This window comes from Plantactinospora sp. WMMB334, assembly GCF_049179095.1.
Classification (GTDB): domain Bacteria; phylum Actinomycetota; class Actinomycetes; order Mycobacteriales; family Micromonosporaceae; genus Plantactinospora.
Genome location: NZ_JBMHME010000002.1, coordinates 6,877,970 through 6,901,716, shown reverse-complemented (window position 1 = coordinate 6,901,716; position 23,747 = coordinate 6,877,970). Strand labels below are relative to the sequence as shown.

General features: G+C 73.0%; 22 protein-coding genes and 1 pseudogene. 11 read left to right on the top strand and 12 right to left on the bottom strand.

The features are described from left to right. Positions 1-12 precede the first annotated feature (12 nt). The 6 genes from ACN27G_RS29945 to ACN27G_RS29920 are packed head-to-tail and all read right to left on the bottom strand — an operon-like array spanning position 13 to position 5,721. Positions 13-915: a type II secretion system F family protein gene (locus ACN27G_RS29945; protein WP_421496041.1), complete on the bottom strand. Its 903-nt coding sequence runs from the start codon at positions 913-915 to the stop codon at positions 13-15. Further along, the gene (locus ACN27G_RS29940) at positions 912-2,756 is read right to left on the bottom strand and encodes an ATPase, T2SS/T4P/T4SS family (RefSeq protein WP_421496040.1); all 1,845 of its coding nucleotides are present in this window, start codon (positions 2,754-2,756) and stop codon (positions 912-914) included. Before ACN27G_RS29940 ends, ACN27G_RS29945 begins: the two co-directional genes overlap by 4 nt. Beyond that, the gene (locus ACN27G_RS29935; protein WP_421496039.1) at positions 2,746-3,549 is read right to left on the bottom strand and encodes a ParA family protein; all 804 of its coding nucleotides are present in this window, start codon (positions 3,547-3,549) and stop codon (positions 2,746-2,748) included. Before ACN27G_RS29935 ends, ACN27G_RS29940 begins: the two co-directional genes overlap by 11 nt. A 2-nt stretch (positions 3,550-3,551) precedes the next feature. Further along, entirely contained in the window at positions 3,552-4,211 is a 660-nt protein-coding gene (locus ACN27G_RS29930) for an SAF domain-containing protein (RefSeq protein ID WP_421496038.1), read from the bottom strand. Further along, on the bottom strand, positions 4,208-5,167 hold the full coding sequence (locus ACN27G_RS29925; protein WP_421496037.1) for a hypothetical protein: 960 nt from the start codon (positions 5,165-5,167) through the stop codon (positions 4,208-4,210). Before ACN27G_RS29925 ends, ACN27G_RS29930 begins: the two co-directional genes overlap by 4 nt. Continuing rightward, entirely contained in the window at positions 5,161-5,721 is a 561-nt protein-coding gene (locus ACN27G_RS29920; RefSeq protein WP_421497504.1) for a hypothetical protein, read from the bottom strand. Before ACN27G_RS29920 ends, ACN27G_RS29925 begins: the two co-directional genes overlap by 7 nt. Positions 5,722-6,257: 536 nt before the next feature. Here ACN27G_RS29920 and ACN27G_RS29915 point away from each other — a divergent pair. Further along, positions 6,258-7,163, top strand: a complete 906-nt coding sequence (locus ACN27G_RS29915) for a prepilin peptidase (RefSeq protein ID WP_421496036.1) — start codon at positions 6,258-6,260, stop codon at positions 7,161-7,163. Between the two features lie 53 nt (positions 7,164-7,216). Here ACN27G_RS29915 and ACN27G_RS29910 read toward each other — a convergent pair whose 3' ends face one another. After that, entirely contained in the window at positions 7,217-7,450 is a 234-nt protein-coding gene (locus ACN27G_RS29910; protein WP_421497503.1) for a cupin domain-containing protein, read from the bottom strand. Positions 7,451-7,558: 108 nt separating this feature from the next. On the opposite strand from ACN27G_RS29910, the gene ACN27G_RS29905 reads away from it, so the two are divergent. Continuing rightward, positions 7,559-8,161, top strand: coding sequence for a class I SAM-dependent methyltransferase (locus tag ACN27G_RS29905; RefSeq protein WP_421496035.1), 603 nt, complete (start codon positions 7,559-7,561; stop codon positions 8,159-8,161). 29 nt (positions 8,162-8,190) lie between these two features. Here the strand turns inward: ACN27G_RS29905 and ACN27G_RS29900 are convergent, their stop codons facing one another. The 4 genes from ACN27G_RS29900 to ACN27G_RS29885 form a co-directional block, all read right to left on the bottom strand. Beyond that, a complete protein-coding gene (locus tag ACN27G_RS29900) occupies positions 8,191-8,757 on the bottom strand; it encodes a CGNR zinc finger domain-containing protein (RefSeq protein WP_421496034.1) in 567 nt (188 codons plus the stop codon). Then, the gene (locus tag ACN27G_RS29895; RefSeq protein ID WP_421496033.1) at positions 8,741-10,798 is read right to left on the bottom strand and encodes a sigma factor-like helix-turn-helix DNA-binding protein; all 2,058 of its coding nucleotides are present in this window, start codon (positions 10,796-10,798) and stop codon (positions 8,741-8,743) included. Before ACN27G_RS29895 ends, ACN27G_RS29900 begins: the two co-directional genes overlap by 17 nt. Beyond that, positions 10,795-11,763 (bottom strand): trypsin-like serine protease, encoded by a 969-nt coding sequence (locus ACN27G_RS29890; RefSeq protein ID WP_421496032.1) that lies wholly within the window; start codon positions 11,761-11,763, stop codon positions 10,795-10,797. Before ACN27G_RS29890 ends, ACN27G_RS29895 begins: the two co-directional genes overlap by 4 nt. 300 nt (positions 11,764-12,063) lie before the next feature. After that, entirely contained in the window at positions 12,064-14,310 is a 2,247-nt protein-coding gene (locus tag ACN27G_RS29885; RefSeq protein ID WP_421496031.1) for an ATP-dependent RecD-like DNA helicase, read from the bottom strand. 128 nt (positions 14,311-14,438) lie between these two features. Here ACN27G_RS29885 and ACN27G_RS29880 point away from each other — a divergent pair, with 128 nt between their 5' ends. Further along, a complete protein-coding gene (locus ACN27G_RS29880) occupies positions 14,439-14,738 on the top strand; it encodes a hypothetical protein (protein ID WP_421496030.1) in 300 nt (99 codons plus the stop codon). 178 nt (positions 14,739-14,916) lie between these two features. Next, positions 14,917-15,390, top strand: coding sequence for a hypothetical protein (locus tag ACN27G_RS29875; RefSeq protein WP_421496029.1), 474 nt, complete (start codon positions 14,917-14,919; stop codon positions 15,388-15,390). A gap of 69 nt (positions 15,391-15,459) precedes the next feature. On the opposite strand, the gene ACN27G_RS29870 is transcribed toward ACN27G_RS29875, so the two are convergent. Continuing rightward, a complete protein-coding gene (locus ACN27G_RS29870) occupies positions 15,460-15,747 on the bottom strand; it encodes a hypothetical protein (RefSeq protein WP_421496028.1) in 288 nt (95 codons plus the stop codon). Between the two features lie 203 nt (positions 15,748-15,950). On the opposite strand from ACN27G_RS29870, the pseudogene ACN27G_RS29865 reads away from it, so the two are divergent. The 7 genes and pseudogenes from ACN27G_RS29865 to ACN27G_RS29835 all read left to right on the top strand — a co-directional run. Beyond that, positions 15,951-16,175 (top strand): annotated as a pseudogene (locus tag ACN27G_RS29865) (Scr1 family TA system antitoxin-like transcriptional regulator); the annotation flags it as partial. Positions 16,176-16,283: 108 nt separating this feature from the next. Continuing rightward, positions 16,284-16,601 carry a hypothetical protein gene (locus tag ACN27G_RS29860; protein ID WP_421497630.1) on the top strand — a complete coding sequence of 106 codons (318 nt, stop codon included), beginning with the start codon at positions 16,284-16,286 and terminating at the stop codon, positions 16,599-16,601. A 177-nt stretch (positions 16,602-16,778) separates the two neighbouring features. After that, the gene (locus ACN27G_RS29855; protein ID WP_421496027.1) at positions 16,779-17,810 is read left to right on the top strand and encodes a LuxR C-terminal-related transcriptional regulator; all 1,032 of its coding nucleotides are present in this window, start codon (positions 16,779-16,781) and stop codon (positions 17,808-17,810) included. Continuing rightward, positions 17,807-18,895, top strand: a complete 1,089-nt coding sequence (locus ACN27G_RS29850) for a hypothetical protein (RefSeq protein ID WP_421496026.1) — start codon at positions 17,807-17,809, stop codon at positions 18,893-18,895. Before ACN27G_RS29855 ends, ACN27G_RS29850 begins: the two co-directional genes overlap by 4 nt. A 110-nt stretch (positions 18,896-19,005) precedes the next feature. Beyond that, complete coding sequence (gene lon / locus ACN27G_RS29845) at positions 19,006-21,348, top strand: endopeptidase La (protein WP_421496025.1); 2,343 nt, start codon at positions 19,006-19,008, stop codon at positions 21,346-21,348. Between the two features lie 340 nt (positions 21,349-21,688). Beyond that, positions 21,689-22,198: a hypothetical protein gene (locus ACN27G_RS29840; RefSeq protein ID WP_421496024.1), complete on the top strand. Its 510-nt coding sequence runs from the start codon at positions 21,689-21,691 to the stop codon at positions 22,196-22,198. Positions 22,199-22,351: 153 nt separating this feature from the next. Then, entirely contained in the window at positions 22,352-23,521 is a 1,170-nt protein-coding gene (locus tag ACN27G_RS29835) for a MalY/PatB family protein (RefSeq protein WP_421496023.1), read from the top strand. Positions 23,522-23,747 lie beyond the last annotated feature (226 nt).

Here is a 23,747-nt window from a genome sequence, read left to right as displayed (position 1 = left end):
CACCCGTACGCCTCACCGGAGCGCCTCCTCGCGGTCCGGCGGGGCGAGGAAGCGGGCCGGCCGGGGCGGCAGGCTCATCGACCGCACCCAGGCGAGCAGGGCGACGAAGGCGGCGCCGAGCAGCACCATCACCAACTGCCCGTCCGAGGTGCCGTACGGCTCCATGTAGTCCGGGTTCACCAGCCCGTACGCGAGCACCAGCAGCGTCATCCCGGTCAGGAAGCGCACCGCGAACCGGGGCTGGGCCCGCTTCGCCTCCACCTCGCGCCGGGTCACCACCTCGGCGGCCGCCGCACCGGCGATCGCCCCGAGCACGTCGCCGAGCCGCTCACCCCGGTCGGTCAGGTGCAGGATCAGCGCGGCCACCACCTGATCGCAGACCGGGTCACCGATCTCCTCGGCAAACGCCAGCAGCGCGGCCCGGGCCTGCCAGCCGGCGGCCAGCCTGGCGGCGAGCAGGCGTACCTCCTCGTCGACCTGCTCGGGTGCGGTCGAGACCGTGCCGATGATGGCCTGCTGGAGTCCCTGGCCGGTGCTGGAGACGTCCTTGAGCCGGCGGGTCCACTCACCGATCGCCTCGATCCGGTTGATCGCCCGCCGCTCGGCCCGGCCGCTGGTGAGCAGCCACGGCACGCCCGGCACCGCCACGGCGACCAGCAGGCCGATCACCGGCAGCCCGGTGAGCAGGAACGCGACCGCACCGGCCACGATCGCACCGACCAGCAGCGTCTGGTGGGCCCGCCGTTCCCGGGCGTTGGTGCCGTTGCCGTTCCAGAGCCGGCGTAGCACCGAGTCACGGCGCGGCCCGGTCGGTCGACTCGTGCCGACCAGTGCGACGACCACCAGCACCAGGCCGGCGGCGCAGGCGACGCCGGAGAGTACGGCGATCAGCTCGATCTGCGACGGCAGGGTCATGCCGACCGCCCGAGCAGGCTGTGTCGTGGCCTCCGCCACGCGCCCGTACCCGCCTCGATGTACCGGGTCAGCAGCCGGGCGTCGTACCCGACCCGGAGCAACTGCTCGCGGACCCGTTCCGGCAGGTGGCGGGGGACCGCCCGGCCGTCCGGCCCCGGCCCGAAGACCGTCGTCGTGGTGATCCGGTTTCCGTCGCCGACCCCGATGACCTCCTCGACGTGCGAGACGAACCGGTGCTTGCGGCCGCCGATCGCCGTCTCGTCCTCGATGGTCACGTAGACGATCAGGTCCAGCGCGTTCCCGGCCATCCGCCGGGCCTGCTCGACGGTCATCTCCCGGCCGTGCGAGAGTGCCAGCTCGATGATCCGTTCGCTCACCCCGGACGGGGTACGGGCGTGGATGGTGCACATCGAGCCCCGGCTGGTGGTCATCGCCTGGAGCATCGGCACGATCTCCCGGGACCGGACCTCGCCGACGATGATCCGGAGTACGCCCATCCGCAGCGCCAGCGGGATGAGGTCGGCGATCGTCACCTCGCCGGCCGGTCGCCCGTCCGGTCCACGGTCGCCGTGCCCCTCCCGGGACTCGAAGCTCATCACCGCCCGGTGCTTGCGCCCGCGCCGCGCCGGCAGCAACTCGCGGCTCTCCTCCAGCAGGACGTACGGCTCGTCGGTGGGGATCTCGTCCATCATGGCCCGGATCACCGTGGTCTTGCCGGCCCCGGCCAGTCCGGCGACCATGATGTTCAGCCCGGCCCGCATCGCCGCCCGCAGGAAGTCCCGGATCAGCACGTCGAGCATCTCGTCCAGGTCGGCCCGGCCACCGGCGATGTCGTCGAGGGTCACCTCGACGGTGTTGTGCTTGCGGATCACCGCGTACGGGCGGTGGCTGACCAGGAAGACGGCGGCCAGCCGGCTGCCGTCCGGCAGCTGCAGGTCCAGGGTGGGCTTGGAGGTCGAGAGCGACCGCTCGGTGGCGCCGGCCCGCCGGGCCGCCGCCTGGAGGATCTCCACCATCTCCTCGTCACTGTCGGCGATCGGCTCGGCCCAGTCGACGCCGCCGCCCCGCCGGGTGATCCTGACGGAGTCGCAGCCGAGGATGTGCACCTCTTCGATCGAGCTGTCCACGAGCAGGGTCTGCAACCGGCCCAGCCCGACGAGTTCCGCGTTGACCTGGTCGAGCAGCATCCGCTCCTCGGCGGCGGACATCGGGGTGCCGGCCCGGCGGGTGGAGTCGGCGTACCCGGAGACCACCGCGATGGCGAGCCGGGCCCGTTCGACGTCCTCTTCGGAGGTGCTGAACTCCCGGCCGCGCTGCCACCGGGTGAGCCGTTCGCTGAGTTCACGGCGGAGTTCCCGGACCACCCCGAAGTCGACCCGGGGCCGGGGTGGTGCGGTCGGCGTCAGCGGCTGCGGCACCACCGCATACGACGCCCCGGCATACGGCGGCGCGGTCTGCGACGACGACCCGGCATACCACGGCCCGGCCTGCGACGGCCCGGCCTGCGACGGCCCGGCCTGCGACGGCCCGGCCTGCGACGGCCCGGCCTGCGACGGCCCGGCCTGCGACGGCCCGGCCTGCGACGGCCCGGCCTGCGACGGCCCGGCCTGCGACGGCCCGGCCTGCGACGGCCCCGGGTACGAGGCGGCTCCGTTGCCCGCGCCCGACGCCTGCCGGTGCCCGTTGTGCGGAACGATCTGCCAGACCGGCGCGTTCGCGCCGCCACCACCACCCGGGCCGGCACCGTTCGGGCCGGCACCGCCCGGGCCGGTGCCGTTCGGGTCGTCTGCGGCGTGCGGATCGTGCGGGCGTGGGTCGAAGTAGACGGGCTCAAATCGCACCGGGCACCCCCTCGATCGCTGCTGGCCAGCCGAGCCGGGCACGGCGCCGGTCGAGGACCGCCCGGACCGGCACCTCCAGGGCGCTCGCCGCCCGCATCAGCGGCCGGTTGGCGCGTACCGTCCCGCCGTGGCTGAGCGTGTCGGCGGTGCGCTGGTCGTCCGGCAGGTGCCCGACGACCGGCAGCCGGAGCGCCTTGCCCACCTCGCTGCGGCCGTGCTCCCCGCCGACGAGCAGCAGCCGCAGCGTGTCGGTGGCGGCCCGGTGCTCGGCGAAGTCACGCTCGATCGCCCGGATCGTGGCCTGCGTGCTGGCGAGGTACGGCAGCCGGGCCCGGGCGACGATCAGCACCAGATCGGCGGCGCGGAGCAGCGGCCACGGCGGCCCGACCACCTGGAGCCGGCCGCAGTCGACGAGGACGTCGTACGCCGGACGGCCCGCCGCCAGCCCGGTGAAGAAGTCGGCGAACCGCTGCCACAGCGGCACCACGCTGCCGGCCTGCGCCGGGTCGACGACGCCGGGCAGCAGCAGCCGTTCCCGCCGGGGTGCGTCGAGGTCGACGAGCTGCGACCAGAACGCCTCCTCCAGGTTGCCGTCCCGCAGCTCGCCGACGGCCAGCTCACCGATCCCCCGGGGACCGGGCAGCGCCCCGGCAAGGTAACCGGCCAGCACGGATCCGCCGGACGGGTCGCACTCGGCGAGGATCACCCGGTGGTGCCAGGAGAGGGTGCAGGCCAGCGCGGTCGTGGTGACCCCTGGCGATCCCTTGGCCGAGACGAGCGCGACGATGGCCACGGTCAGGCTGCCGCGCTCAGCACGACCGCGATCCGGTCGGCGGTGGCCAGCGCCACCACCGCCGGTACGTCCCTGGCCGCGAGCGCGAGGTAGAGGACCACGGTGTTGCTGGCCGGGGTCGCCATGTCGATGACCGTGGCCTGGAACCGGGTCGCGGGTGCGTTGCCGGCCCGCTCACCGTCGCCCGCGGTGCTGAACAGCAGCACCTTGTCGCCGGGGCGGAGTCGCTTCGCCGGCACCTCGCTGGGGCGCAGCCCCACCGAGACCTGCTGCTGCCCCGGCCCGAGCAGCGGCTTGTCGGTCAGCTGTGCCATGGTCAGCAGGGTGCCCGGGGTCAGCGCCACGGTGGCCCGCTTGCCGACCACCTCGGCGAGCCGGTCGGCGGCCACCGGTTCGAGGCCCTGCCCGCCGGCCACCTGCACCGCCACCAGGTCGTCGGCGGTGAGCGCGGTGCCGACCGGTACGGGCCGGGCGACCGCGAGATAGCTGCCGGTGGCGCGCACCGAGGTGATCGCGAAGGCCGCGCCGAGCCCGCCGAGCGCGATCAACAGCGCGGCGAGGCCGAGCAGGCCGGGACGCATCCGGCGCTGCCGGACGATCCGGGGCGGTGTGATCGGCGCGTCGATCGGCGCGCCTGTGGTCGGACTGGTCGCCACGGTCACCTGGTCACCACCTGGAGTTCGTCGATCTGGATCGAGGTCGAGGCCTCGCGGCTGGTGGTGAGCTCGGTCTCGTCACCGTCACCGGTGCTGCTGCCCCACGGCACCCGCCAGTGCTTGACCGCGGTGATCTCGTAGCGGCCGCCGGGGCTGCCGCTGCTCGACCGGGGGTAGCCGGCGTAGACGCACGCGTCGGGGGGAGGTCGGCGTGGGTCGTGGGTGCCGGTCCGGAACGGGATGCCGGCCGAGTCGCACTCCAGCGTCTCGCCGTTGCCCATCTGCCAGACGACCTTCGTCGGGATGGCCTCGATCCAGACCGTCACGCCGCCCTGCCGGTCCGTCCTCCGCTCCTCGTCCCAGCTCGACGCGTCGTGCAGCCAGACCGGCACCCCGACCAGCCCGGGTGCACCGCTCGGCGCGGTCCGGATCCGCGGTGCCTCCAGTGTCAGGCTGGCGAAGAGGTCCAGCGCCATCTGCCGGGGATCGGGCGGGTCGAACCCGGCCGGCGGAGCGGCCAGCAGGACCTCCTCGGAGCTGGGCCCGCCACTACAGGTCCGCAGGTATGCCCGCATCCCCGGCGGGATGCCCGGAGGCTGCGGCTCGGAGAGCTTGTAGTAGCAGTCGTCGGCGGCGTTGAACCAGCCGAGCAGGTCGTCGTAGCAGGGGACGCGGGTGCCGTCGTCCTTCTCGCAGACCCGGTTGCCGCCGCCGGAGCCGCCGCCGTCGCCCGACCCGGTCCCACCGTCCCCGTCGCCCGGGTCGCCGGGCACGTTCTCCCAGACGTCGCAGTTGGCCTGGGTGGGCGGGCACTCCGCACCGGGGTCGGCCGCGGCCGACCCGCCGCTGACCGCCAGTGCGGCGGTCAGCGCCAGCACGGCCGCGGCACCGCCGGCCAGCAACTGCCGGGCCAGCAGCCGCCAGGCCAGCAGCTGCGGGGTGAGCGGTTGCCGGGTCAGCATGGCTGGTCCTGGTGGCTGGCGCCGGCGTTGATCAGCCAGCGGCCGTCGGGGTAGCGGGTGGCGGTCGCGGTGGCGAGATGCCGGCCGCTGGAGGAACCCGGCACGACCTTGCGGTCCTTCCGATAGACCAACCGGTAGCCGGTGGCGTCGATGCAGTCCTGGATCGAGACGGTGGCCGGATCGGAGCTCAGGTCCACCACGGTGACCGTCGGATCGGAGACCAGCTTTCCGGTACGCATCGCACCCCGCTCCTTCGCGTCGCGAATGGTGAGCCTGACCCGGGTCAGTAGTGGATCGGCGAGATATTTCCGCAGTTGTGGATCGAGCGGGTCGCCGGCCTGCTCCGCTTTTCGGACGGCGGCGAGATAACCGGCGTAGGCGGCCAGAGCGGCTTCCTCCGCCTCGGCGGCCCCGGCGTCGGCGCTGGCGGCCGGCTCGGCGTCGACGGGCTGCGGCGCGGCGCTCCCCGGCCGGTTGCCGCAGGCGGTGCCGCCGAGCAGAAGCGCTCCCGCGAGCAGAGCGATCCAGAGGTACGCCGGCCGCCGCGCCCGCAGCCGCCGCGTTCGAGGTCGCTTCGCCCGCAGCCGCCGCGTTCGAAGTCGCTGTGCCCACAGCCGCCGCGCCCACAGCCGCCGCGTTCGGAGTCGCCGCGTCCGCAACGGTGCCTCCTCCTGCTCCGCCGCTGACCGCCCACCGCAGCAGAGTTGAGCTGGTTGTCCGGCCGATCCGATCCGCCGGCCGCGACGTGGGCACGGCCGCTCCGCCCCGGAGGCCCTCGACCGGGCCCGGCGCCGCTGCATCCACATTCGGGTGAGTCGATCTAGATTCTGGGTGTCGGTATTGCCAGTAGATCTATTTGTTTCCTGATCGCCGACCGTTGTGCGTCGTCCAGATGGCGAGCATAGGCTGACCGCCGACGATACAACAGGGGCTATTTACGAGAATACGTACCGTTACGATCTCCGTTGTCGGCCGGCCTCGCCATCCGATGACGTCGACCGATGGATGTCATGTGATCAATAGCTGACGGGCGGGGATCGTCCACCACCCTTCCGGTCCCGATTGTGCCGGCTCGACGGAGTGAAATGCCATGGATGACGATGATCTGACAGCTTCTGTGCCGAGGGCTCCGGTGGACGTGGCCGGCCCCGACGCCCCTTCCCGGCAGCCGGGTCCGGCGGTCGTGCGGCCTGTCGGGGCGGCGCCCGCCGAGCAGCGAAGATCGTCGACAAGCGATCATGAAGTTACCCACCGTGTCCGGACGCGACCTCCGCTCCGGAGATGGCCGGCGCTTCTCGCCGGCACCCCGGCCCTGCGCTGGATCATCGCCGCCGAGTCGGTACCGTACGGACAGCCGCGCCGGACCGCCTGCGACCGCTGCGCCACCCCGATCGGCCCGGCCGGCCCGCTGCGCGCCCTCTCGCCGGCGGCCCGCTGCGCCGGCTGCGGCGGCAGGGTCGGCGCACCGCCGTTGACCGTCGAGTTCGCCCTGATCCTCGCGGTGGCGGCGGTGGCCGTGGCAGCCCGGCCGCCGATCGAGTCGATCGCGTACGCCTGGTGGGTGGCGTGCGCACTGCCGCTGCTCTTCGTGGACGTGGCCGTACACCGGCTGCCGGACCGGCTCAGCTACGCCGCCGCGGCCGGCACCCTTGCCCTGCTCGGCGTGGCGGCGCTTGTTGCCGGCGACGCGGCGCCGTGGTGGCGGGCCCTGCTGGCCGGCCTCGGCGCGGCACTGCTCCTCGCCACCACCACCCTCGTGCTGGGCCACCGTGGCTTCGGGCTGGGCGACGCCAAACTGGCGCTGAGCGCGGTCGCGCTGCTCGGCTGGCTCGGCTGGCCGACCGTGGTGGCCGGCGCGCTGCTCACCTTCGGCGCCTCGGCGCTCTGCGGCCTGGCCCTGCTGGCCACCCGCCGGATCGGCTGGGGCGGCCACCTGCCGTTCGGCCCCTTCCTCGTCCTCGGCACCCTCGGCACCCTGGCGCTGACCCACCTGTGAGGCCCGCCGCCGGCATCGCCCGCCCGGCTGGCCGAGCCGGGTCGGTAGCTGGCTCAGCCGGGTCGGTAGCTGGCCTTGATGTGGACGCGTTCGCCATGCGGACCGAGGATGCTCAGGAACTCCACCGCCCCCGCGTCGGCGTTGCCGAACCAGTGCGGGAGGTGGGTGTCGAATTCGGCGACCTCGCCGGCCCCGAGGACGAAGTCCTGGTCACCGAGGATCATTTGCAGCCGCCCGTTGAGGACGTACAGCCAGTGGCATCCATGCCAACCATGGTGAACCCGGATTCTGCGGCTCTCCCAAAAAAAGTTGTCGACTCGGAGCGACCGGGCCAGGGTGGTCGCAGAGGCCAGGGTGGTCGCAGAGGCCGGGGTGGTCGCCGGAGGAGGGGGACGATGAACGCACGGTTCTGGGAGGAGACGTACCGCGCCCGCGACCAGATCTTCAGCGGCAACCCCAACAGCGTGCTGGTCGCCGAGGTCTCCGGCCTGCCGCCGGGGCGGGCGCTCGACGTCGGATGCGGGGAGGGCGCCGACGCGCGCTGGCTGGCCCGGCGCGGCTGGCAGGTCACCGCGCTCGACATCTCCCAGACCGCCCTCGACCGCGCTGCCGCGGCCGGCGCGGACGTCGCGGGGAGCGTGACGTGGTCCTGCGTCGATCTGACCGCCACGCGTCCTCCGGCCGGCGTGTTCGACCTGGTCTCCATCCACTACTTCCCGCTGCCACGCCAGCCGGACCACGTCGCGCTGCGCGGTCTACTGGCCGCCCTCGCGCCCGGCGGCACACTGCTCTTCGCCACCCACGATCTCGCGGACCTGCTTACTCGTCCCGGTTTCGACCCGGACGACTACTACCAGCCGCACGACATCGCCCGGCTCCTCGACGACAGGTGGGCTGTTGAGCTCGAGGAGACCCGTGCCCGAACGGGCCCCACCCCGGCAGGCACGCACCACACCCACGACGCCGTCCTGCGAGCCCGACGCCTTCGCAATCCGTGACCGGAGCGATGGGCGCGGGCCTGCCCGTCCTACACCGATCGGGTGGCCCGGCCGGCGCGGTAGGCGCGCATCTTGGCCCGGCTGCCGCAGATGCTCATCGTGCACCAGCGGCTGCGTCCGCCCGGGCTGTGGTCGTAGTACACCCATTGGCAGCGGTGTGCCGCGCAGGCCTTGAGCCGGAGCCACGTGCCGGTGGTCGCGGCGTCGACGATCGCGGCGGCCACCGTCGCGATGAGCGCCGCCGAGCCGCCGAGCCCGGCCGCCGGTACCGCCCGGGCCGATCCGGAACCGTCGATGGTGAGCAGAAGCGGAGAGGTGGCGAGCGTGTAGCGCAGGGCGGCGGCGGACGCGGCCGGCAGTGGGCTGCCGGCGTGTCCCCGGCAGGCGTCCCGTAGGGCCTCCCGGAATCGTCGGGTTTCGGTCACGTCCGAGTCGGTGAAGGTGAGTCCGGGCGAGCCGTGCGCGCTGGCGAACGCGGTGAGTTCGGCGATCGTACGCAGCCGGTCCCGGCCCGCCGCGATCTCGGCCGTATTCAGCAGGTTCTGTACCAGCGCCAGCGATCCGGGTGCGGGGGCGCGGTCACCGGGCTGCCTCATGGCGCCACGGTACGCACTCGGCGCCAGATACGGAAACGTCCGTCAATATATTGGCGTCCACCGGAAGGGCCGCCGCCGTGTCCCGGTTCCTGGCGCGGCGCCGTCGCCACCGCCTCCGGCCGCCGGCGTCGGCGAGCCGGCCGATCACGGGCCGCCCCGGTACGACGATCCGGAGCCCGGGCTGACCGCCCCCGGTGGGCGTACCCGGCGCGGTGCCGGTGCCGGCATCTCCGGCTCTGGGCATCGCCGCTACCGCACCTCCCGCGATCGCCAGCAGCATGCTCCGGAGCCGGGCGTCGGAGTCCGGCCCGAGAAGCGCGTGGCTCGGAACCGCCCGGAGGCTGAGGCCGAGCACCATGAGCTGGCCGGTCGCATCCGGGCGGTCCGGACGTTCGGCAGGGCGGGGGTTCTCGTCCTCGTCCCCGCGCAGCCGCGACGGACCGGGACGGAATGCCTCGTGCAGCATCTGCCTGAGCAGGGTCAGGCGTAGCCGTACCCTGGTCCGCCAGGGTGCCCGGGGCAGCAGCCGGGTGAGTGCCCGGAGGGCCCGGCGCCGCGCGGCCCGGACCCGGCCCTCGCTCTTCCCCATCACCTGCGCGATCTCCGCCACGGAGAGGCACAGGAGCGAGCTGAGGACGAGATGGTCCTGCTGCACGGGATCGAGCCGGCGGAGCGCGACAAGAACGGGATCGTGCACCAACTCCGTTCCCGTGTCCCGGCTCGGGCGGTCCGGTGGTCGCGCCGATGCCACGGGACGGTGACCGGCCGCCTGGTCAGCCAGGACGCCCCGGGCCGCACCGATCAGCCAGAGGCCCAGGTCCCGGTCGGCGGGAGGCCGGCGGCGTCCTGGTCGTCCGCCCGCGCTGCCGGCCGTTCGTCCAGCCGCTCTGCCGGGCGCCCTGCCGGCAGGCGCGTCGAGCCCGTGCAGCACGTCTCGAACGGCGGTCGAGGTCAGCTTCTCGGCGAGCCGCCGGTCGCCGACCCGGTAGTAGACGAACCGGAAGACCGTGTCCAGGTACCGGTCGACGACCAGGTGGTACGCCGCCGGGAGCGCCACCCGCACCGGTGGGATGACCGGGTGACCGCCGGCATCGGCCGGAGCCGGTGCGGTGGCGCCACCCGGACACCCGGAGGCACCCGCGGGGCGGGCACCGGAACTGACGGCAGTGGCGCTCACGGCGGCGGGGGTGGCGGTGGAGTTGACGGCGGCGGGGGTGGCGTTCGTCGCCCGCATCCCGGCGTACCGTTCCTCGGCGGTGGCCAGGCCCGCGCGCAGGCGTACGGCCTCCGGATGCCCGGCCGGCAACCGGGCCGTCAGGTGCTGGCTGGCCAGTTCCATCACCTCGATCGCCGACTCGACGAGGTCCAGGCGCCCGCGCCGCATCGCCAGCGCGAACTGTGTCTCGGCAAGGTCCCGCAACTCCTCGGCGGTCCGGGGTGGGTCGGTGGCCGACCGTTCGATCGCCAGCATGGCGCTCGACTCGGCACTCGCCAGCAGGTCCGGCGGCCACTCCTCGGGGCGGTCGGCGGTGATGCCGGCGGTCAGCGCGACGGTCGCGTGCCGGGCGGCCCGATCGAACTCGCCGGCCTCCAGGCAGAGGACGGCCAGGTTCGCGTGGAGCTTCGCGCTGGTGACCGAAAGCCGGTCGGTGGTACGCAGGGCCAGATCGAGGAGGAGGGCCGCCCGGTCCCGGTCGCCCCGGGCCGCCGCGAGGATCGCCCGGACGTTCTCGCCGGCCAGCCAGGTGTCGCTGCCCCGGGTGGTGCGCCAGGCCGTCCAGTCGAGCAGCCGTTCGGCCTCGGCATGCAGGTCGAGCCGGGTGAGCAGCATCGCGAGCCGGTGGACCCCGCCCGGGTTCCGCTTGCCGTCCAGAGTGGTCAGCGCGATCATCGCGGTCCGGAGAAGCCCGAGCTCGGCCGCGTCGCGGTGTGGCTTCCGCAGCGCCGCCTCGGCCCGGACGAGCGCCCAGGGCAGCAGGCCGTCGAGGACGAATTCCTCCCGCAGGGCGTCAGTCACGTCCTCGGGTACGGATTCGGTCACGCGTTGCTCCTGGCCATCCAGTGCCGGAGGGTCCGGTCGAGGACCCTGTGCAGGAACCGCCGGGCCTTGCGCCGCCGCAGCAACCCCCGGCTGACCATCACGTCGAGCTCGTCACCGATCACGCCGAGTTCCCGGATCTCGTGCGTCAGGCCGGCCTGGTCCGCGTCGAAGCCACGGTGCAGCTCCCGGGTGTTCTCCTGGGCCAGCCGCTGGGCCTCCGCGAGGACGTCCAGTCTCTTCAGGGCGTCCTCGGCCTGCGCCGCGATCAGCACGTTCGCGGCCTCACGGGAGCGGGTCCGCTTCATCGCCTGCGCGAGGAGTATGCCGACGACGGTCGGTGCGGCGTACCGGTCCTGTGGGGGTGGCAGGCGCTCGATCGGGCCGCCGCTGTAGCCGCGGTAGTCGCCGAGAAGCTGGTCGACCCGGAGCTCGAGGGCCTGGATCTCGTCCCCGCCGGCGCAGCGGTGTCGCAGGTCGGCGTTGAGCACCGTGCCGCGCAACCGGTGGGCGCTGGTCGCCGGCCGGGCCGGTGCCAGCCACTCGTCGTCGTCCGCCGCCCTGGCCAGGACGGGCCGGACGACCGCGCGGGGCAGCGGGCCGGTGATGCAGATCAGGCCGAGGTCGTCCCGGTCGGCGATCCGAACCACCCGCCCGTCGACCGTCCGCCCGTCGACCACCCGCCCGTCGACCGTCCGCCCGTCGACCACCCGCCCGTCGACCGTCCGCGTGCCAGCGGTGCCGCCGCCAGCGGTGTCCGCGCCGGCAGTGTCCGCGCCGGCAGTGTCCGCGCCGGCCGTCTCACCGTCGATGAGGATCACCGTCACCCGGTCGTCCACCCTGAGGTCGGCGAGGCAGTGTCCCGCGGTGACCAGCCAGTGGCTGCTGATCAGGAACGCGGTGCTGTGCAGCGCGTCGCGCTCGTCGCCGCGACGGATCCGGGCCAGGTAGGAGGTGCGCGACGTCACGACGGCGACTCAGGCACGTTCGGTGGTGGGGGCGACCCCGGGAAACCCCGACGGCCGGAACTGGCGGAGATCGTCGCCGTCCGTCGCGGAGACCTCGACTCCGACCGGTGTGTTGGGCATGTCGTCCATCCGTCGTCAGGGGGCATCGGGACCGTGTCCGACGGCGGATCGGACTCGGCAAGAGTCCAAACGAGCCAGGTATCAGCCGGAGACGCCGGCTATTAAGGCATCGACAGCCCTTATCGCCATTTTTACGGCTCTATCGCTCATAGCCGGATCGGTGATCTCGGTCACACGCGATCACGGCAGGCTGAGCCGGTGGGTCAGTGCGGTGTGCCGGCGCCCGGTGCCCGCGGTGCGGACCGCGATGGCCAGCGCCCTGCGCGACCCGGCAAGCACGACGAGCTTCCGGGCCCGGGTCACCGCCGTGTAGAGCAGGTTCCGCTGCAGCATCGTGTAGGAGCTGATCGTCACCGGCACCACCACCGCCGGATACTCGCTCCCCTGTGACCGGTGCACCGTGATGGCGTACGCGTGTTGCAGCTCGTCGAGCTCGTCGAAGTCGTACCCGATCTCCTCGGCCTCGTCGGTGCGGACGGTGAGTTTCCGGTCCTCCACCGAGAGGCCGGTGACCACCCCGACGGTGCCGTTGAAGACCCCGGCGGCGCCCTTGTCGTAGTTGTTCCTGATCTGGATGACCTTGTCGCCGACCCGGAAGACCCGGGCGCCGTGCCGGCGCTCGGGCCGGCCCTCCCGGTACGGCGATATCGCCTGTTGCAGCGCGACGTTCAGGTTGCCGGCGCCGGCCGGCCCCCGGTGCATCGGGGTGAGCACCTGGATGTCCCGGGGATGCAGGCCGAACCTGCGCGGCACCCGCCGGGCGACGATCTCCACCACCAGCTCGGCGGTGGCCTCCGGCTCGTCGACGGGAAAGAGGAAGAAGTCCGGGTACTCGCCGAGCAGCGGCGCCTGTCCGGCGTTGATCCGGTGCGCGTTCACCACCACTCCGGACTTCTGCGCCTGCCGGAAGATCTTCGTCAGCCGGACCCGGGGGATCGACTCGGCGCCGAGCACATCCCGGAGCACCTCGCCGGCACCGACCGACGGCAACTGGTCGACGTCGCCGACCAGCAGCAGGTGCGCGCCGGGCGCGACCGCCCTCACCAGCTTGTTCGCCAGGATCAGGTCCAGCATGGACGCCTCGTCGACCACGATCAGGTCGGCGTCGATCGGGTTGTCCCGGTCGTGTGCCGGGTCGCCGCCGGGACGCAGTTGCAGCAGCCGGTGCACTGTCGCGGCCGGATGCCCGGTCAGCTCGGTCATCCGCTTCGCGGCCCGCCCGGTCGGCGCGGCGAGCACGATCTTGGCACCCTTGGCGGCGGCGAGCCTGATCACCGATGAGACGGTGAAGGACTTGCCGCAGCCGGGCCCGCCGGTCAGGACCGCGACCTTCGAGGTCAGCGCCAGCCTGACCGCGGCCTCCTGCTCGGGTGCCAGGTCGGCGCCGGTCCGGGTACGCAGCCAGGCCAGCGCCTTCGCCCAGTCCACCTCGGCGAAGGCGGCCATCCGGTCGGTCCGGTGCCGCAGCAGCCGGAGCAGGCTGGCCGCCAGGGCCGACTCGGCCCGGTGGAACGGCACCAGGTAGACGGCGGGGATCGTGCCACCCTCGCTGCTCGGGTTCGGCACCGCCTCCCGGATCACGCCCTCGTCGGCGGCGAGCCCGGCCAGGCACTCCCGGACCAGCTCCGCCGGCACCCCCAGGATCTCGGCGGCGTCCGCGACCAGGTTCGGCTCCGGCAGATAGCAGTGCCCGCCGTCGGCGGCCTCGGAGAGGGTGTACTGGACGCCGGCGCGCACCCGCTGCGGGCTGTCGTGCGGGATGCCGACCCCCTTGGCGATGGTGTCGGCGGTCCTGAACCCGATCCCCCAGACGTCGGATGCCAGCCGGTACGGCTCGTTCTTGACGATCGAGATCGAGCCGTCGCCGTACTTCTTGTAGATGCGTACCGCGAGCGAGGTGGAGACGCCGACGCCCTGGAGGAACACCATCACCTCCTTGATGGACTGCTGCTCGGCCCAGGCGGTGGCGATCAGCTTCGTCCGCTTCGGACCGAGCCCGGGGACCTCGACGAGCCGGCCGGTCTCCTCCTCGATGATCCGCAGGGTGTCGACGCCGAAGTGCCCGACGATCCGCTCGGCCATCCTCGGCCCGATCCCCTTGATCAGCCCGGAGCCGAGGTAGCGCTCGATCCCCTGGATCGTCGCCGGCAGCACCGTCGTGTACGACCGCACCTCGAACTGCCGCCCGTACTTGGGGTGGGTGCCCCAGTGGCCGACCAGCCGTACGCTCTCGCCCGGCTGCACCCCGAGCAGCGAGCCGACCACGGTGAGCAGGTCGGGGCCGCTCCGCTCGGTGGCGAACCGGGCGATGGTGTAGCCGGTCTCCTCGTTGGCGTAGGTGATCCGCTCCAGCACCGCCTCCAGCACCACCCCGCCCGGCCGGCCCTCGGGCCGGCGCCCGCCGGCCGGCGCCTCCTGTGCGGTCATCCGAGCATCATGCAGCACCGCTGCGTCAACCCCGCTGCACACCGGCCACTTCCGCCCCCCTCGTCCCGCCCGTCGCCACCTCCGACGATCCGCGCCCGGAACGGCGTGCTCCGGCCTAGCGTGAGGCCATGGACGAGGGGGAGCGGGCGCTGGTGATCGACGGTGAGCTGCACGACCTGCTGGTCATGCTCGCCAGGAGCCGGAACGAGACGGTCGGGGAGACGGCGACCCGGCTGATCGAGGCGGAGTTCGACCGGATCAACCCGGGCATGCTGGACGACATCCGCCGCCCCGGTGCGGCGATCAAGCGCCTTTACGCGGCGACCGGCCGACCGGTGCCGCCGCTCTTCGCCGAGATGGTCGAGCCGGAGTTCGGCGCCGCCGGCGTACACGACTTCGACGAGACCGGGGAACTCCGGCGCGTGTAGCCGGTTGATGCAGGCGACGCGTGTAGCCGGCGGGTGCCGGTGGCGGGTGTAGCCGGCGGGTGCCGGTGGCGGGTGTAGCCGGCGGGTGCCGGTGGCGGTGGAGGTGGGCCGCTGGACGCCGTACCATGACCGCCGAGCTGAGGAGGTCTACGGTTCGGGCGCCATCCAGGACTATCTCGTGATCAGCAGACCCGAGCCCTGGGCGGAGCCGGCGGACGGGGACGGGAACGACATGCGCAGCGGCACGGCGTTCGCCGAGGTCCTGTGGCGGGAGTCGCGCAAGGAGCACGACCTGGCGGGCACGGCGCCACGGCTGATCCTGTGGGGGGTGGACTCCAGCGGGGACAACCTCTGCTGGGACGCCTCCGACCCGGACCCCGAGCGATGGCCGGTGCTGCTCTACGAGCGGGGCGAGAGCATCTGGCGACGCTACGACTGCGGCATGGTCGAGTTCGTCGTCCGTCTCCTGGAGGGAGACTTCCCCGACTGCCCGCTGGGCGACATCCACCTCTTCGGACGCGGACGTGCCACATTCCTGACCCGGACGGAGTACATGCGCCGGTTGCGGGACGGGTTGGACCCGTGGACCGGCGGCCCCGACCCCTTCGCCGGAATGTTCACCTACGGCTGGCGCCCCGCGCCGCAGCCCTGATCGGCCGCCACCGCCGAACGCGAGTCTGATCGCCATCGACCTGGACACCAGAGGCGTTATTCGGCGCCGTTAACGCCTCTGGTGTCCAGGTCGTGATGGGCTGACGAGCAGGATGCCGTGCCAGAGGTCGAAGATGTCGGCGCGCGGCGCCGGTAGGGGTACGCCGCAGGCTTCGAGCAGGGCGCGCAGGGCGGCCCGCCGGTGAACGCAGGGATGCCGCGCACCGCAGGCGCAGTGGTCGCCGTCGGAGCGGTGGAGCCGGTGCAGGGCGTGGGCTATCCGCCAGAGCGTGGGCATCGGGCAGCCCGGAGGCGGCTCGGTCGGCGGGTCCAGCGGGTCGAAGGGCAGCGCCGTCATCGGCCACCGTCGCCGATCACGGGCCGGAGGCGTCGGCGCCGGCCGACGGTGAGCAGCGGCGCCACCCGGAGCAGCGAACCGGCGTACCCGAACAGCCGGCCGCGCGGGGCGCGTGGGCTGACCGGCGGCAGTACCGGCAGGTGCTGGCCTACCTCGACATCTGCGGAATCGACGACCGGCAGCGCCGGGAAGACCTCAAGACGATGTCCGAGGACGCCTGGCAGAAGGGCTGGTGGGACGGCTTTACGGCCAACGTCGCCTCGTCTCTCATCGATTGGATCTGGCTGGAGAGCCGGGCAACCGAGATCCGTTCGTTCGAGGTCGGCGTGGTTCCGGGCCTGTTGCAGACCCGAGAGTATGCCGAGGCGCTGATCCGAGCGGCGCATGTGGACGGCACCGAGGAACAGATCGCCCACTTCGTGGAGCTTCGGATGGCCCGGCAACAGCGACTGGCCGGTGACGACGTCCCACGACAACGTGCAGCTCTCCCGGTACGAGGTGCTGTCGCTCACCCCGACCGGCGACACCGTGGTGGGATGGGTCTACCTGATGCCGCCCGCCTGCCCCGTACCGCCACGACGGTCGCCGGGCTGGCGCCGGGTACGACGTACCGGTTGGCGGTGCGGGCGCTGGACGAGGCGGGAAACGTCTCGGCACTCTCCAATGTGGTCACGGTGACCACCGGGCCGGAGCCGGGCTGCGCCGCCCGGACGCAGCGCCGGGGCGTGGAGGTCTGGACGGATCGGCCGGGGGACCGAGCGGCGGAGGCCGGATTCGGGTGGAGGGCGCGCCGGAGCGTGCGCGCCCTCCACGACCAGTGCGCCCGCAGGCTGCCTGTCCCGTCGCTCCCGTGAGGTTGCCTGCTTTGTCGCTCGGTGCCGCTTTCACATCTCCGGTTCGTCGCGTGTCCTGCGGTGTCGGCCCGCGTTTACCTAGGTAACCGCACCTGTGCCGGTGCTGTCGATTGACAGGACTGCCGATATCCGAAGGAGTCGTCCGATCGCATGCGCCGAGGGTCGGGATGCTGACAGGTGGGCGAGCTGCCACCGTACGCTGCGGAGATCGCCGCCCAGGTCGAGCGGCTGGCCTCGGCGCCGGCCGGCGCCGAGGAACGGGTGGCGGAGATCTTCGCGGTGTTGCGCCGGCTGGTCCCGTACGAGGCGGGAGTGCTCCAGGTGCTTGACCCGGAGCGGCTCAGGTTCGAGACGCTCGGTGCCGTCGGCTACGGCGAGGCGACCATGGTGCACCTGCTCGGCCCCCGGCACTACGAGGAGGTGGAACTCCTCGGGCTCGACCGCGACGGGGATCCGATCCGGGGCCGGGACGCCCCGATCCCACCCTCGGAGATGTACTCCTGGACCGAGCATTTCGCACCGGCCGGCTTCCGGGAGGGGATCGGCGTCGCGCTCTTCAACCCGGACGGCCGCCAGGTCGGAATCATGGCCCTGCACACCGAGTCGCCCGAGCACCCGACCGACGCGGCCCGCGATTTTCTCGGCCTGCTGGCCCCGGTGATCGCCGAGGCGGTCGACCCGATGCGCTCGGTCGCCACCCTCTCGACCGTCGTCCGTGATGCGGTGGCGGGAGTGGTGCTGACCCGATCCGGTGGGGTGCTCCCGCTCCCCGGGCTGCCGGAGCACCCGATGCTCCGGACCGGGGAGCCGGTGCTCGGCGCGGCGGCGGAGCGTCTCGCCGACGGGGAGCCGTACGGGGCGTTCCTCTGCCGCGACGACTCGGCGGCGCCGGACGGACGGTACGTCCGGATCAGCGTGCTCGCCTGCCCGGTGCAGAGCCCGGCCCACCTGCGCGCCGTGGTGCTGGTCTCGCCCCCCGGCGACCTGCACGGACTGACCCGGCGAGAGCTGGAGATCCTCGGCCTGCTCATCGACGGCTGGTCCAACCAGCGGATAGCCAACCTGCTGGTGATCGCCCCGCGCACGGTGGCGGCGCACGTCGAACACATTCTGGCCAAGCTCGTCGCCCCGTCCCGCACCCTCGCCGCCGTCCGCGCGCTCCGGCTTGGCCTCTACGTGCCACGATCGCTGATCCGGGGCAGACGATGACCCGTACCTCCTCGCTCTCCACCATCTTCCGCGAGGCGAGAGCGATCTGTGCGAGCCGGATGGACGCGGACCGTCCGGCGCAGTGGCTCGTCCTGCTGCACCGGGCGCTTCCGTTCGAGGCGGCCTGGCTCTCCCTCTTCGACGACCGGCGCCAGCGTTTCGCCGAGGTGGTCAGCACCGGCTACGACGACCGGATCCGGAACTACTTCGGCACCGGGGAGGTCACGGAGCAGGCCGAACAGGCCGGCTTGACCGAGTCGGCCGTGCCGCTGCGCGGCCGCGACCTTCCGGTCCCCGCCGCCGAGTTCCCGATCTGGAGCGACTACTACTATCCGGCCGGTTTCCGGGAGGGGCTGGCGGTCGGTCTCTTCGCGCCGGACCGCCGCCACGTCGGCATGCTGGTGCTGAGCACCGAGGATCGGGACCATCCCACCGACGCAGAGCGGGACCTGATCGGCGCGCTGACCTCGCGGATCGCCGCCAGCATCGATCCGTTGCGGGCGCTGGGCGCGGTGGCCGGGGTGGTGCGCGACGCGGTGGCCGGGGTGGTGCTGGCCTCCGGTGGCGATCCGCTGCCGCTCTGCGGCCTACCCGGGCACCCGTTGCTGGCGGCCGGCTCGCCGCTGCTCGCCATGGTCGACCAGCAGGCGCCCGGGGACGGGGGCTCGGTCTCGTTCCTCTGGCCCGTCCGGCCGATCCGGCCCGGTCACCGCAGCGGGCGGGGCGCCGGTCGGGCGGCGTACCGGCCCGCCGGTGACTGGGGCGTCCGGGACGGCCTGTTCCGGGTGGTGGTGCTGGGCTGCACCGCCGGCGGAGTACCGCTGGTGGTGGCGATGCTCGCCCCGGTGCCGCGCGGCCGGTGCCCGCTCGACCGGCGGGAGCTGGTCGTGCTCGGGCTGCTTCTCTCGGGCTGGACCGACCAGCGGATCGCGGTCGGGCTCGACCTGCCGGTGCTGGCGGTCGCCGAGACCGTGGAGCGGCTCGTCGCTGTGCTGGCGGCCCCGGACCGGCACGTCGCGCTGCTCCGGGCCGCCCGCCGGGGGTGGTTCATCCCGCACCGCGCCGGAACGGCACCGCTGGGCTGATCGCGGGGCTCCGCCGCGATCGACGCCGTGTCCTGGGTCACATGCCGGAACATGGGGCACCGTTTGTTACTTGAGTCGTACAAGCTCAACTAATCGATGGCAGGTGTGTGATGGCAACTCTTCCGGTTCTTCCGCTGACCGACGCTGTCCTGCTGCCCGGCATGGTCATCCCGGTGACCCTGGACGCGACCACCCAGGCAGCGGTGGACGCCGCCCGGGCCACGGGTGACAAGAAGCTTCTGGCCGTGCCCCGGGTGGACGGCGAGTACGGCTCCATCGGCGTGATCGCCACGATCGAGAAGGTCGGCCGGCTCCCCAGCGGCGAACCCGCCGCCGTGGCGCGCGGCCTGGCCCGGGCCCGGATCGGCTCCGGCGTTCCCGGACCCGGCGCGGCGCTCTGGGTCGAGACCGTCGAGATCACCGAGCCGGCGCCCGCCGGCCGGGCCAAGGAACTCGCCCGGGAGTACCGGGCACTCGTGACGTCGCTGCTGCAACAGCGCGGCGCCTGGCAGGTCGTCGACGCGGTCGAGCGGATGACCGACCTCGCCGAGCTGGCCGACTCGGCCGGCTACGCGCCGTGGCTCACCCTGGAACAGAAGATCGAACTGCTCGCCGCGCCGGACGTGACCGCCCGGCTCGACCTGTTGGTCGGCTGGGTGAAGGCGTACCTGGCCGAGCAGGAGGTCACCGAGCGGATCAACACCGACGTACGGGAGGGGCTGGAGAAGTCCCAGCGCGAGTTCCTGCTCCGCCAGCAGCTCGCCGCGATCCGCAAGGAGCTGGGCGAGGACGAGCCGGACGGCTCGGCCGACTACCGCTCCCGGGTCGAGACCGCCGAGCTGCCCGAGAAGGTACGCGAGGCGGCGCTGCGCGAGGTCGGCAAGCTGGAGCGGGCCAGCGACGCGTCTCCGGAGGCGGGCTGGATCCGTACCTGGCTGGACACGGTGCTGGAGATGCCGTGGAGCACGCGTACCGAGGACAACACCGACCTGGGGCAGGCCCGCGAGGTGCTGGACGCCGATCACGCCGGGCTGGCCGACGTGAAGGACCGCATCCTGGAGTACCTGGCGGTGCGGAACCGGCGCGCGGCCCGCAACCTCCAGGTCGTCGGCGGCCGTGGCTCGGGCGCGGTGCTGGCGCTGGGCGGCCCGCCCGGAGTCGGCAAGACCAGCCTCGGCGAGTCGGTCGCCCGGGCACTCGGCCGGAAGTTCGTCCGGGTCTCCCTCGGCGGCATCCGGGACGAGGCCGAGATCCGTGGCCACCGCCGGACGTACGTCGGCGCGCTGCCCGGCCGGATCGTCCGGGCGCTGCGCGAGGCGGGCTCGATGAACCCGGTCGTGCTGCTCGACGAGGTCGACAAGATCTCGGCAGGCTATGCCGGTGACCCGGCCGCCGCCCTGCTGGAGGTGCTGGACCCGGCGCAGAACCACACGTTCCGGGACCACTACCTGGAGGTCGACCTCGACCTCTCCGACGTGCTCTTCCTGGCCACCGCCAACGTGGTGGAGGCGATCCCCGGCCCGCTGCTGGACCGGATGGAGCTGGTGACGCTGGACGGCTACACCGAGGAGGAGAAGGTCGCGATCGCCCGGGACCACCTGCTGCCCCGGCAGATCGAACGGGCCGGACTCACCGCCGAGGAGGTGGGCGTCTCCGACGAGGCGCTGGGCCGGATCGCGGCCGAGCACACCCGGGAGGCGGGCGTCCGCCAGCTCGAACGGGCACTCGCGAAGATCCTCCGCAAGGTCGCGGTCGCGCTCGCCGCGACCGACGATCCGGTACGCGTCGACACCGGCAACCTGGCCAGCTATCTGGGCCGGCCGAAGTTCACGCCGGAGTCGGCGGAGCGGACGGCGGTGCCCGGGGTGGCGACCGGGCTGGCGGTGACCGGTGCCGGCGGTGACGTGCTCTTCATCGAGGCGACGAGCATGGAGGGCGAGCCGGGGCTGACCCTGACCGGGCAGCTCGGCGACGTGATGAAGGAGTCGGCGCACATCGCCCTCTCCTACCTCCGGTCGAACGGCAGAGCGCTGGGGCTGGACCCGAACGCGCTGGCCGGGCGACGGATCCACCTGCACGTGCCGGCGGGTGCGGTGCCCAAGGACGGCCCGAGCGCCGGCATCACCATGGTCACCGCGCTGGCCTCGCTCGCCAGCGGCCGACCGGTACGCCCCGAGTTCGGCATGACCGGCGAGGTGACCCTCTCCGGCCGGGTGCTGCCGATCGGCGGGGTGAAGCAGAAGCTGCTCGCCGCGCACCGGGCGGGACTGACCGAGGTGATCGTCCCGGCCCGCAACGAGCCGGACCTGGACGACCTGCCCACCGAGGTACGGGAGGCGCTGACCGTGCACACCCTGGCCGACGTGGCGGACGTGCTGGCCCTGGCCCTGCGCCCGGCGGACGACCCGGCCCTGCTCGACACCGCCGACGGCCCGGCCCTAACCGCCGCCTGACCCCGGCGCCCCCGTCATGATCAGGGAGTGTCCGGCTCGCCCTGACGAGCCGGACGCTCCCTGATCAAGGGACCTGTGCCGCGGGGGGCGATGGATATGGGGGTGGCGGCGTGGCATTCGATGTGCCATGCGATGCATGCCCAGCAGGACAGACGCCCGTTCTCCATCTCTCCGCCGTACGGGCCGCCGATTCTCCGGCCCGATCCGGTGGTGTCGATCCGGGCCGGTGGTGTCGGGGGCCGTCGGCTGTCGTCAACCCGGTCGCGGACCGCCGTCGTGGCGGCGGATGCTGACCGGGATGGCGTGGCGGAAAGGCCCGGCCCGGCCCGACAATGGCGAGGTGACAACCGAGTTTTCCGGAGTCGGGTCGTCCCGACCCGTCTCGTCCGCCGGAACAGTCCCCGCCCAGCCGGCCCCGCCGGAGCTCCCGGTCACCCCGGAGACGCCGGAGGCGCCACCCAGCCCGGAGACGCCGGACGGGCCTGGGACCGGGACCGGGGAGGCTCCGGCGCCACACTCCCCGACGGCGGTGTCCCCGATCGCGGTACCGGTACCGGCCGCAGCGTCGACGGCTCCGGGACGGGCGGCGGAAAGGCCGGCGGGTGACTCGCCGGCCAGCCCGACCAAGGTCCGGATCGACACGCCGGGAGCCACCATCGAGATCGAGGCCAACGAGCCGCTGGCCGAGGTCGTGGCGACGGCACTACGCCTCTTTCACGAGGCCGGTGGCTGGCCGCAGGTGAACAGCCGGGCCGCCGGGTTCGCCCAGGCGGAGCGGCGGGACACCTATCCGGTGCAGCCGAGTTCGATGCCGTACGGCCCCGGTTCGTATCCCGTGCAGATGCCGTAGCCGGTTGTTGCTCCCGTTCGTGCACCCAGCTCGACAGGCCGCGTGCGCAAGCCACCGGTCCAGACCGCGCGGACGGGGCGCCGGTGGGACCACGTTGGTGCGGCCCCGACCGCGCACCACCGGGCAGTCGGCTCGGCCAAGTACCGTGGCCGGGTGGGCAACCCCTTGCAGACGCTCTCCCTCGCCGACCTGCGCCGCCGCACCAGCGAGAAGTGGCGGCGGTATCCGCCGGACGTACTGCCGCTCTGGGTCGCCGAGATGGACGTGCCGCTGGCCGAGCCGGTCGCCCGGGCGCTGACCGAGGCGGTCGCGCTCGGCGACACCGGTTATCCGGTGAACGGTACGGACTACACCGCCGCACTCGCCGGTTTCGCGAGGGAACGCTGGGGCTGGATGCCGCAGGTCGAGCAGAGTGCGCTGGTGCCGGACGTGATGCTCGGGGTCGTCGAGATGCTGAAGCTGGTCACCGGCCCCGGTGACGCGGTGGTGATCAATCCGCCGGTCTACCCGCCGTTCTTCGGTTTCGTCTGGGGCGGCGAGCGGCGGATCGTGGAGGCGCCGCTGAGCGCGGAGCACCGGCTCGACCCGGACACCCTGGAACGCGCCTTCGCCGAGGCGGTCGCGGGCGGTCGGTCCGCCGCCTACCTGCTGTGCAGCCCGCACAACCCGACCGGCACGGTGCACACCCCGGACGAGCTGACCATGGTGATCGAGCTCGCCGACCGCTACGGCGTACGCGTCGTGGTGGACGAGATTCACGCGCCGCTGGTCTATCCGGGGGCGGTGTTCCGGCCGTACCTCTCGATGCCCGGCAGTGCACGCGGTCTCGTGCTCTTCTCCGCGTCCAAGGCGTGGAACCTGGCCGGGGTGAAGGCCGCGGTGGCGATGGCCGGACCGGAGGCCGGAGCCGACCTGGCCCGGATGCCCAAGGTGGCCGGCGACGGTGCCAGCCATCTCGGCGTGATCGCACACACCGCCGCACTGCGCCACGGCGGTCCGTGGCTCGACGAGGTGCTCGCCGGCCTCGACCGGAACCGACGCCTTCTCGGTGACCTGCTCGCGGAACTGCTGCCGGAGGTGCGGTACCGGCCGCCGGAGGGCACCTATCTCGCCTGGCTGGACTGCCGGAAGCTGGCCATGCCGGAGGGCGTGGCCGGTGGACCGGCCGACCCGGCCGAGGTGTTCCTGGAGCGCGGCCGGGTCGCGCTGGTCTCCGGGCCGCTCTTCGGGACCGGAGGTGCCGGGTATGTCCGGTTCAACCTGGCCGCCTCTCCGGAGCTGATCACCGAGGCCGTGCGGCGGATGGCTGCGGCCCTGCACTGATCCGGCTTGGAGGCGTCGCGTCCGGTCTGTGGTCGGGTGTCGGGTTTTCGGTCATGATCGGCTGGTGGGTGGGGTCGGGTCGGCGGAACATCCGGGGGCCGGGGGTCGTTGTAACCGGCGTACGACCGCAGCAGCAGGCCCCGTCGCTGCGGTCTCTGTGTTTCGTTCGGCACACCGTCACCGTTTCCCGTCCGTTGGGTGGGTGTGTGGTGGTGTGTCTCATCCC

What these genes read in the sequence shown, in the direction of transcription:
- ACN27G_RS29925 (WP_421496037.1), bottom strand. Translation starts at nt 5,167, where the DNA reads ATGCTGACCCGGCAACCGCTCACCCCGCAGCTGCTGGCCTGGCGGCTG.
- ACN27G_RS29915 (WP_421496036.1), top strand. Translation starts at nt 6,258, where the DNA reads ATGGATGACGATGATCTGACAGCTTCTGTGCCGAGGGCTCCGGTGGAC.
- ACN27G_RS29945 (WP_421496041.1), bottom strand. Translation starts at nt 915, where the DNA reads ATGACCCTGCCGTCGCAGATCGAGCTGATCGCCGTACTCTCCGGCGTC.
- ACN27G_RS29870 (WP_421496028.1), bottom strand. Translation starts at nt 15,747, where the DNA reads ATGACGGCGCTGCCCTTCGACCCGCTGGACCCGCCGACCGAGCCGCCT.
- ACN27G_RS29900 (WP_421496034.1), bottom strand. Translation starts at nt 8,757, where the DNA reads ATGAGGCAGCCCGGTGACCGCGCCCCCGCACCCGGATCGCTGGCGCTG.
- ACN27G_RS29850 (WP_421496026.1), top strand. Translation starts at nt 17,807, where the DNA reads ATGACCCGTACCTCCTCGCTCTCCACCATCTTCCGCGAGGCGAGAGCG.
- ACN27G_RS29885 (WP_421496031.1), bottom strand. Translation starts at nt 14,310, where the DNA reads ATGACCGCACAGGAGGCGCCGGCCGGCGGGCGCCGGCCCGAGGGCCGG.
- ACN27G_RS29905 (WP_421496035.1), top strand. Translation starts at nt 7,559, where the DNA reads ATGAACGCACGGTTCTGGGAGGAGACGTACCGCGCCCGCGACCAGATC.
- lon (WP_421496025.1), top strand. Translation starts at nt 19,006, where the DNA reads ATGGCAACTCTTCCGGTTCTTCCGCTGACCGACGCTGTCCTGCTGCCC.
- ACN27G_RS29880 (WP_421496030.1), top strand. Translation starts at nt 14,439, where the DNA reads ATGGACGAGGGGGAGCGGGCGCTGGTGATCGACGGTGAGCTGCACGAC.
- ACN27G_RS29860 (WP_421497630.1), top strand. Translation starts at nt 16,284, where the DNA reads ATGGGTCTACCTGATGCCGCCCGCCTGCCCCGTACCGCCACGACGGTC.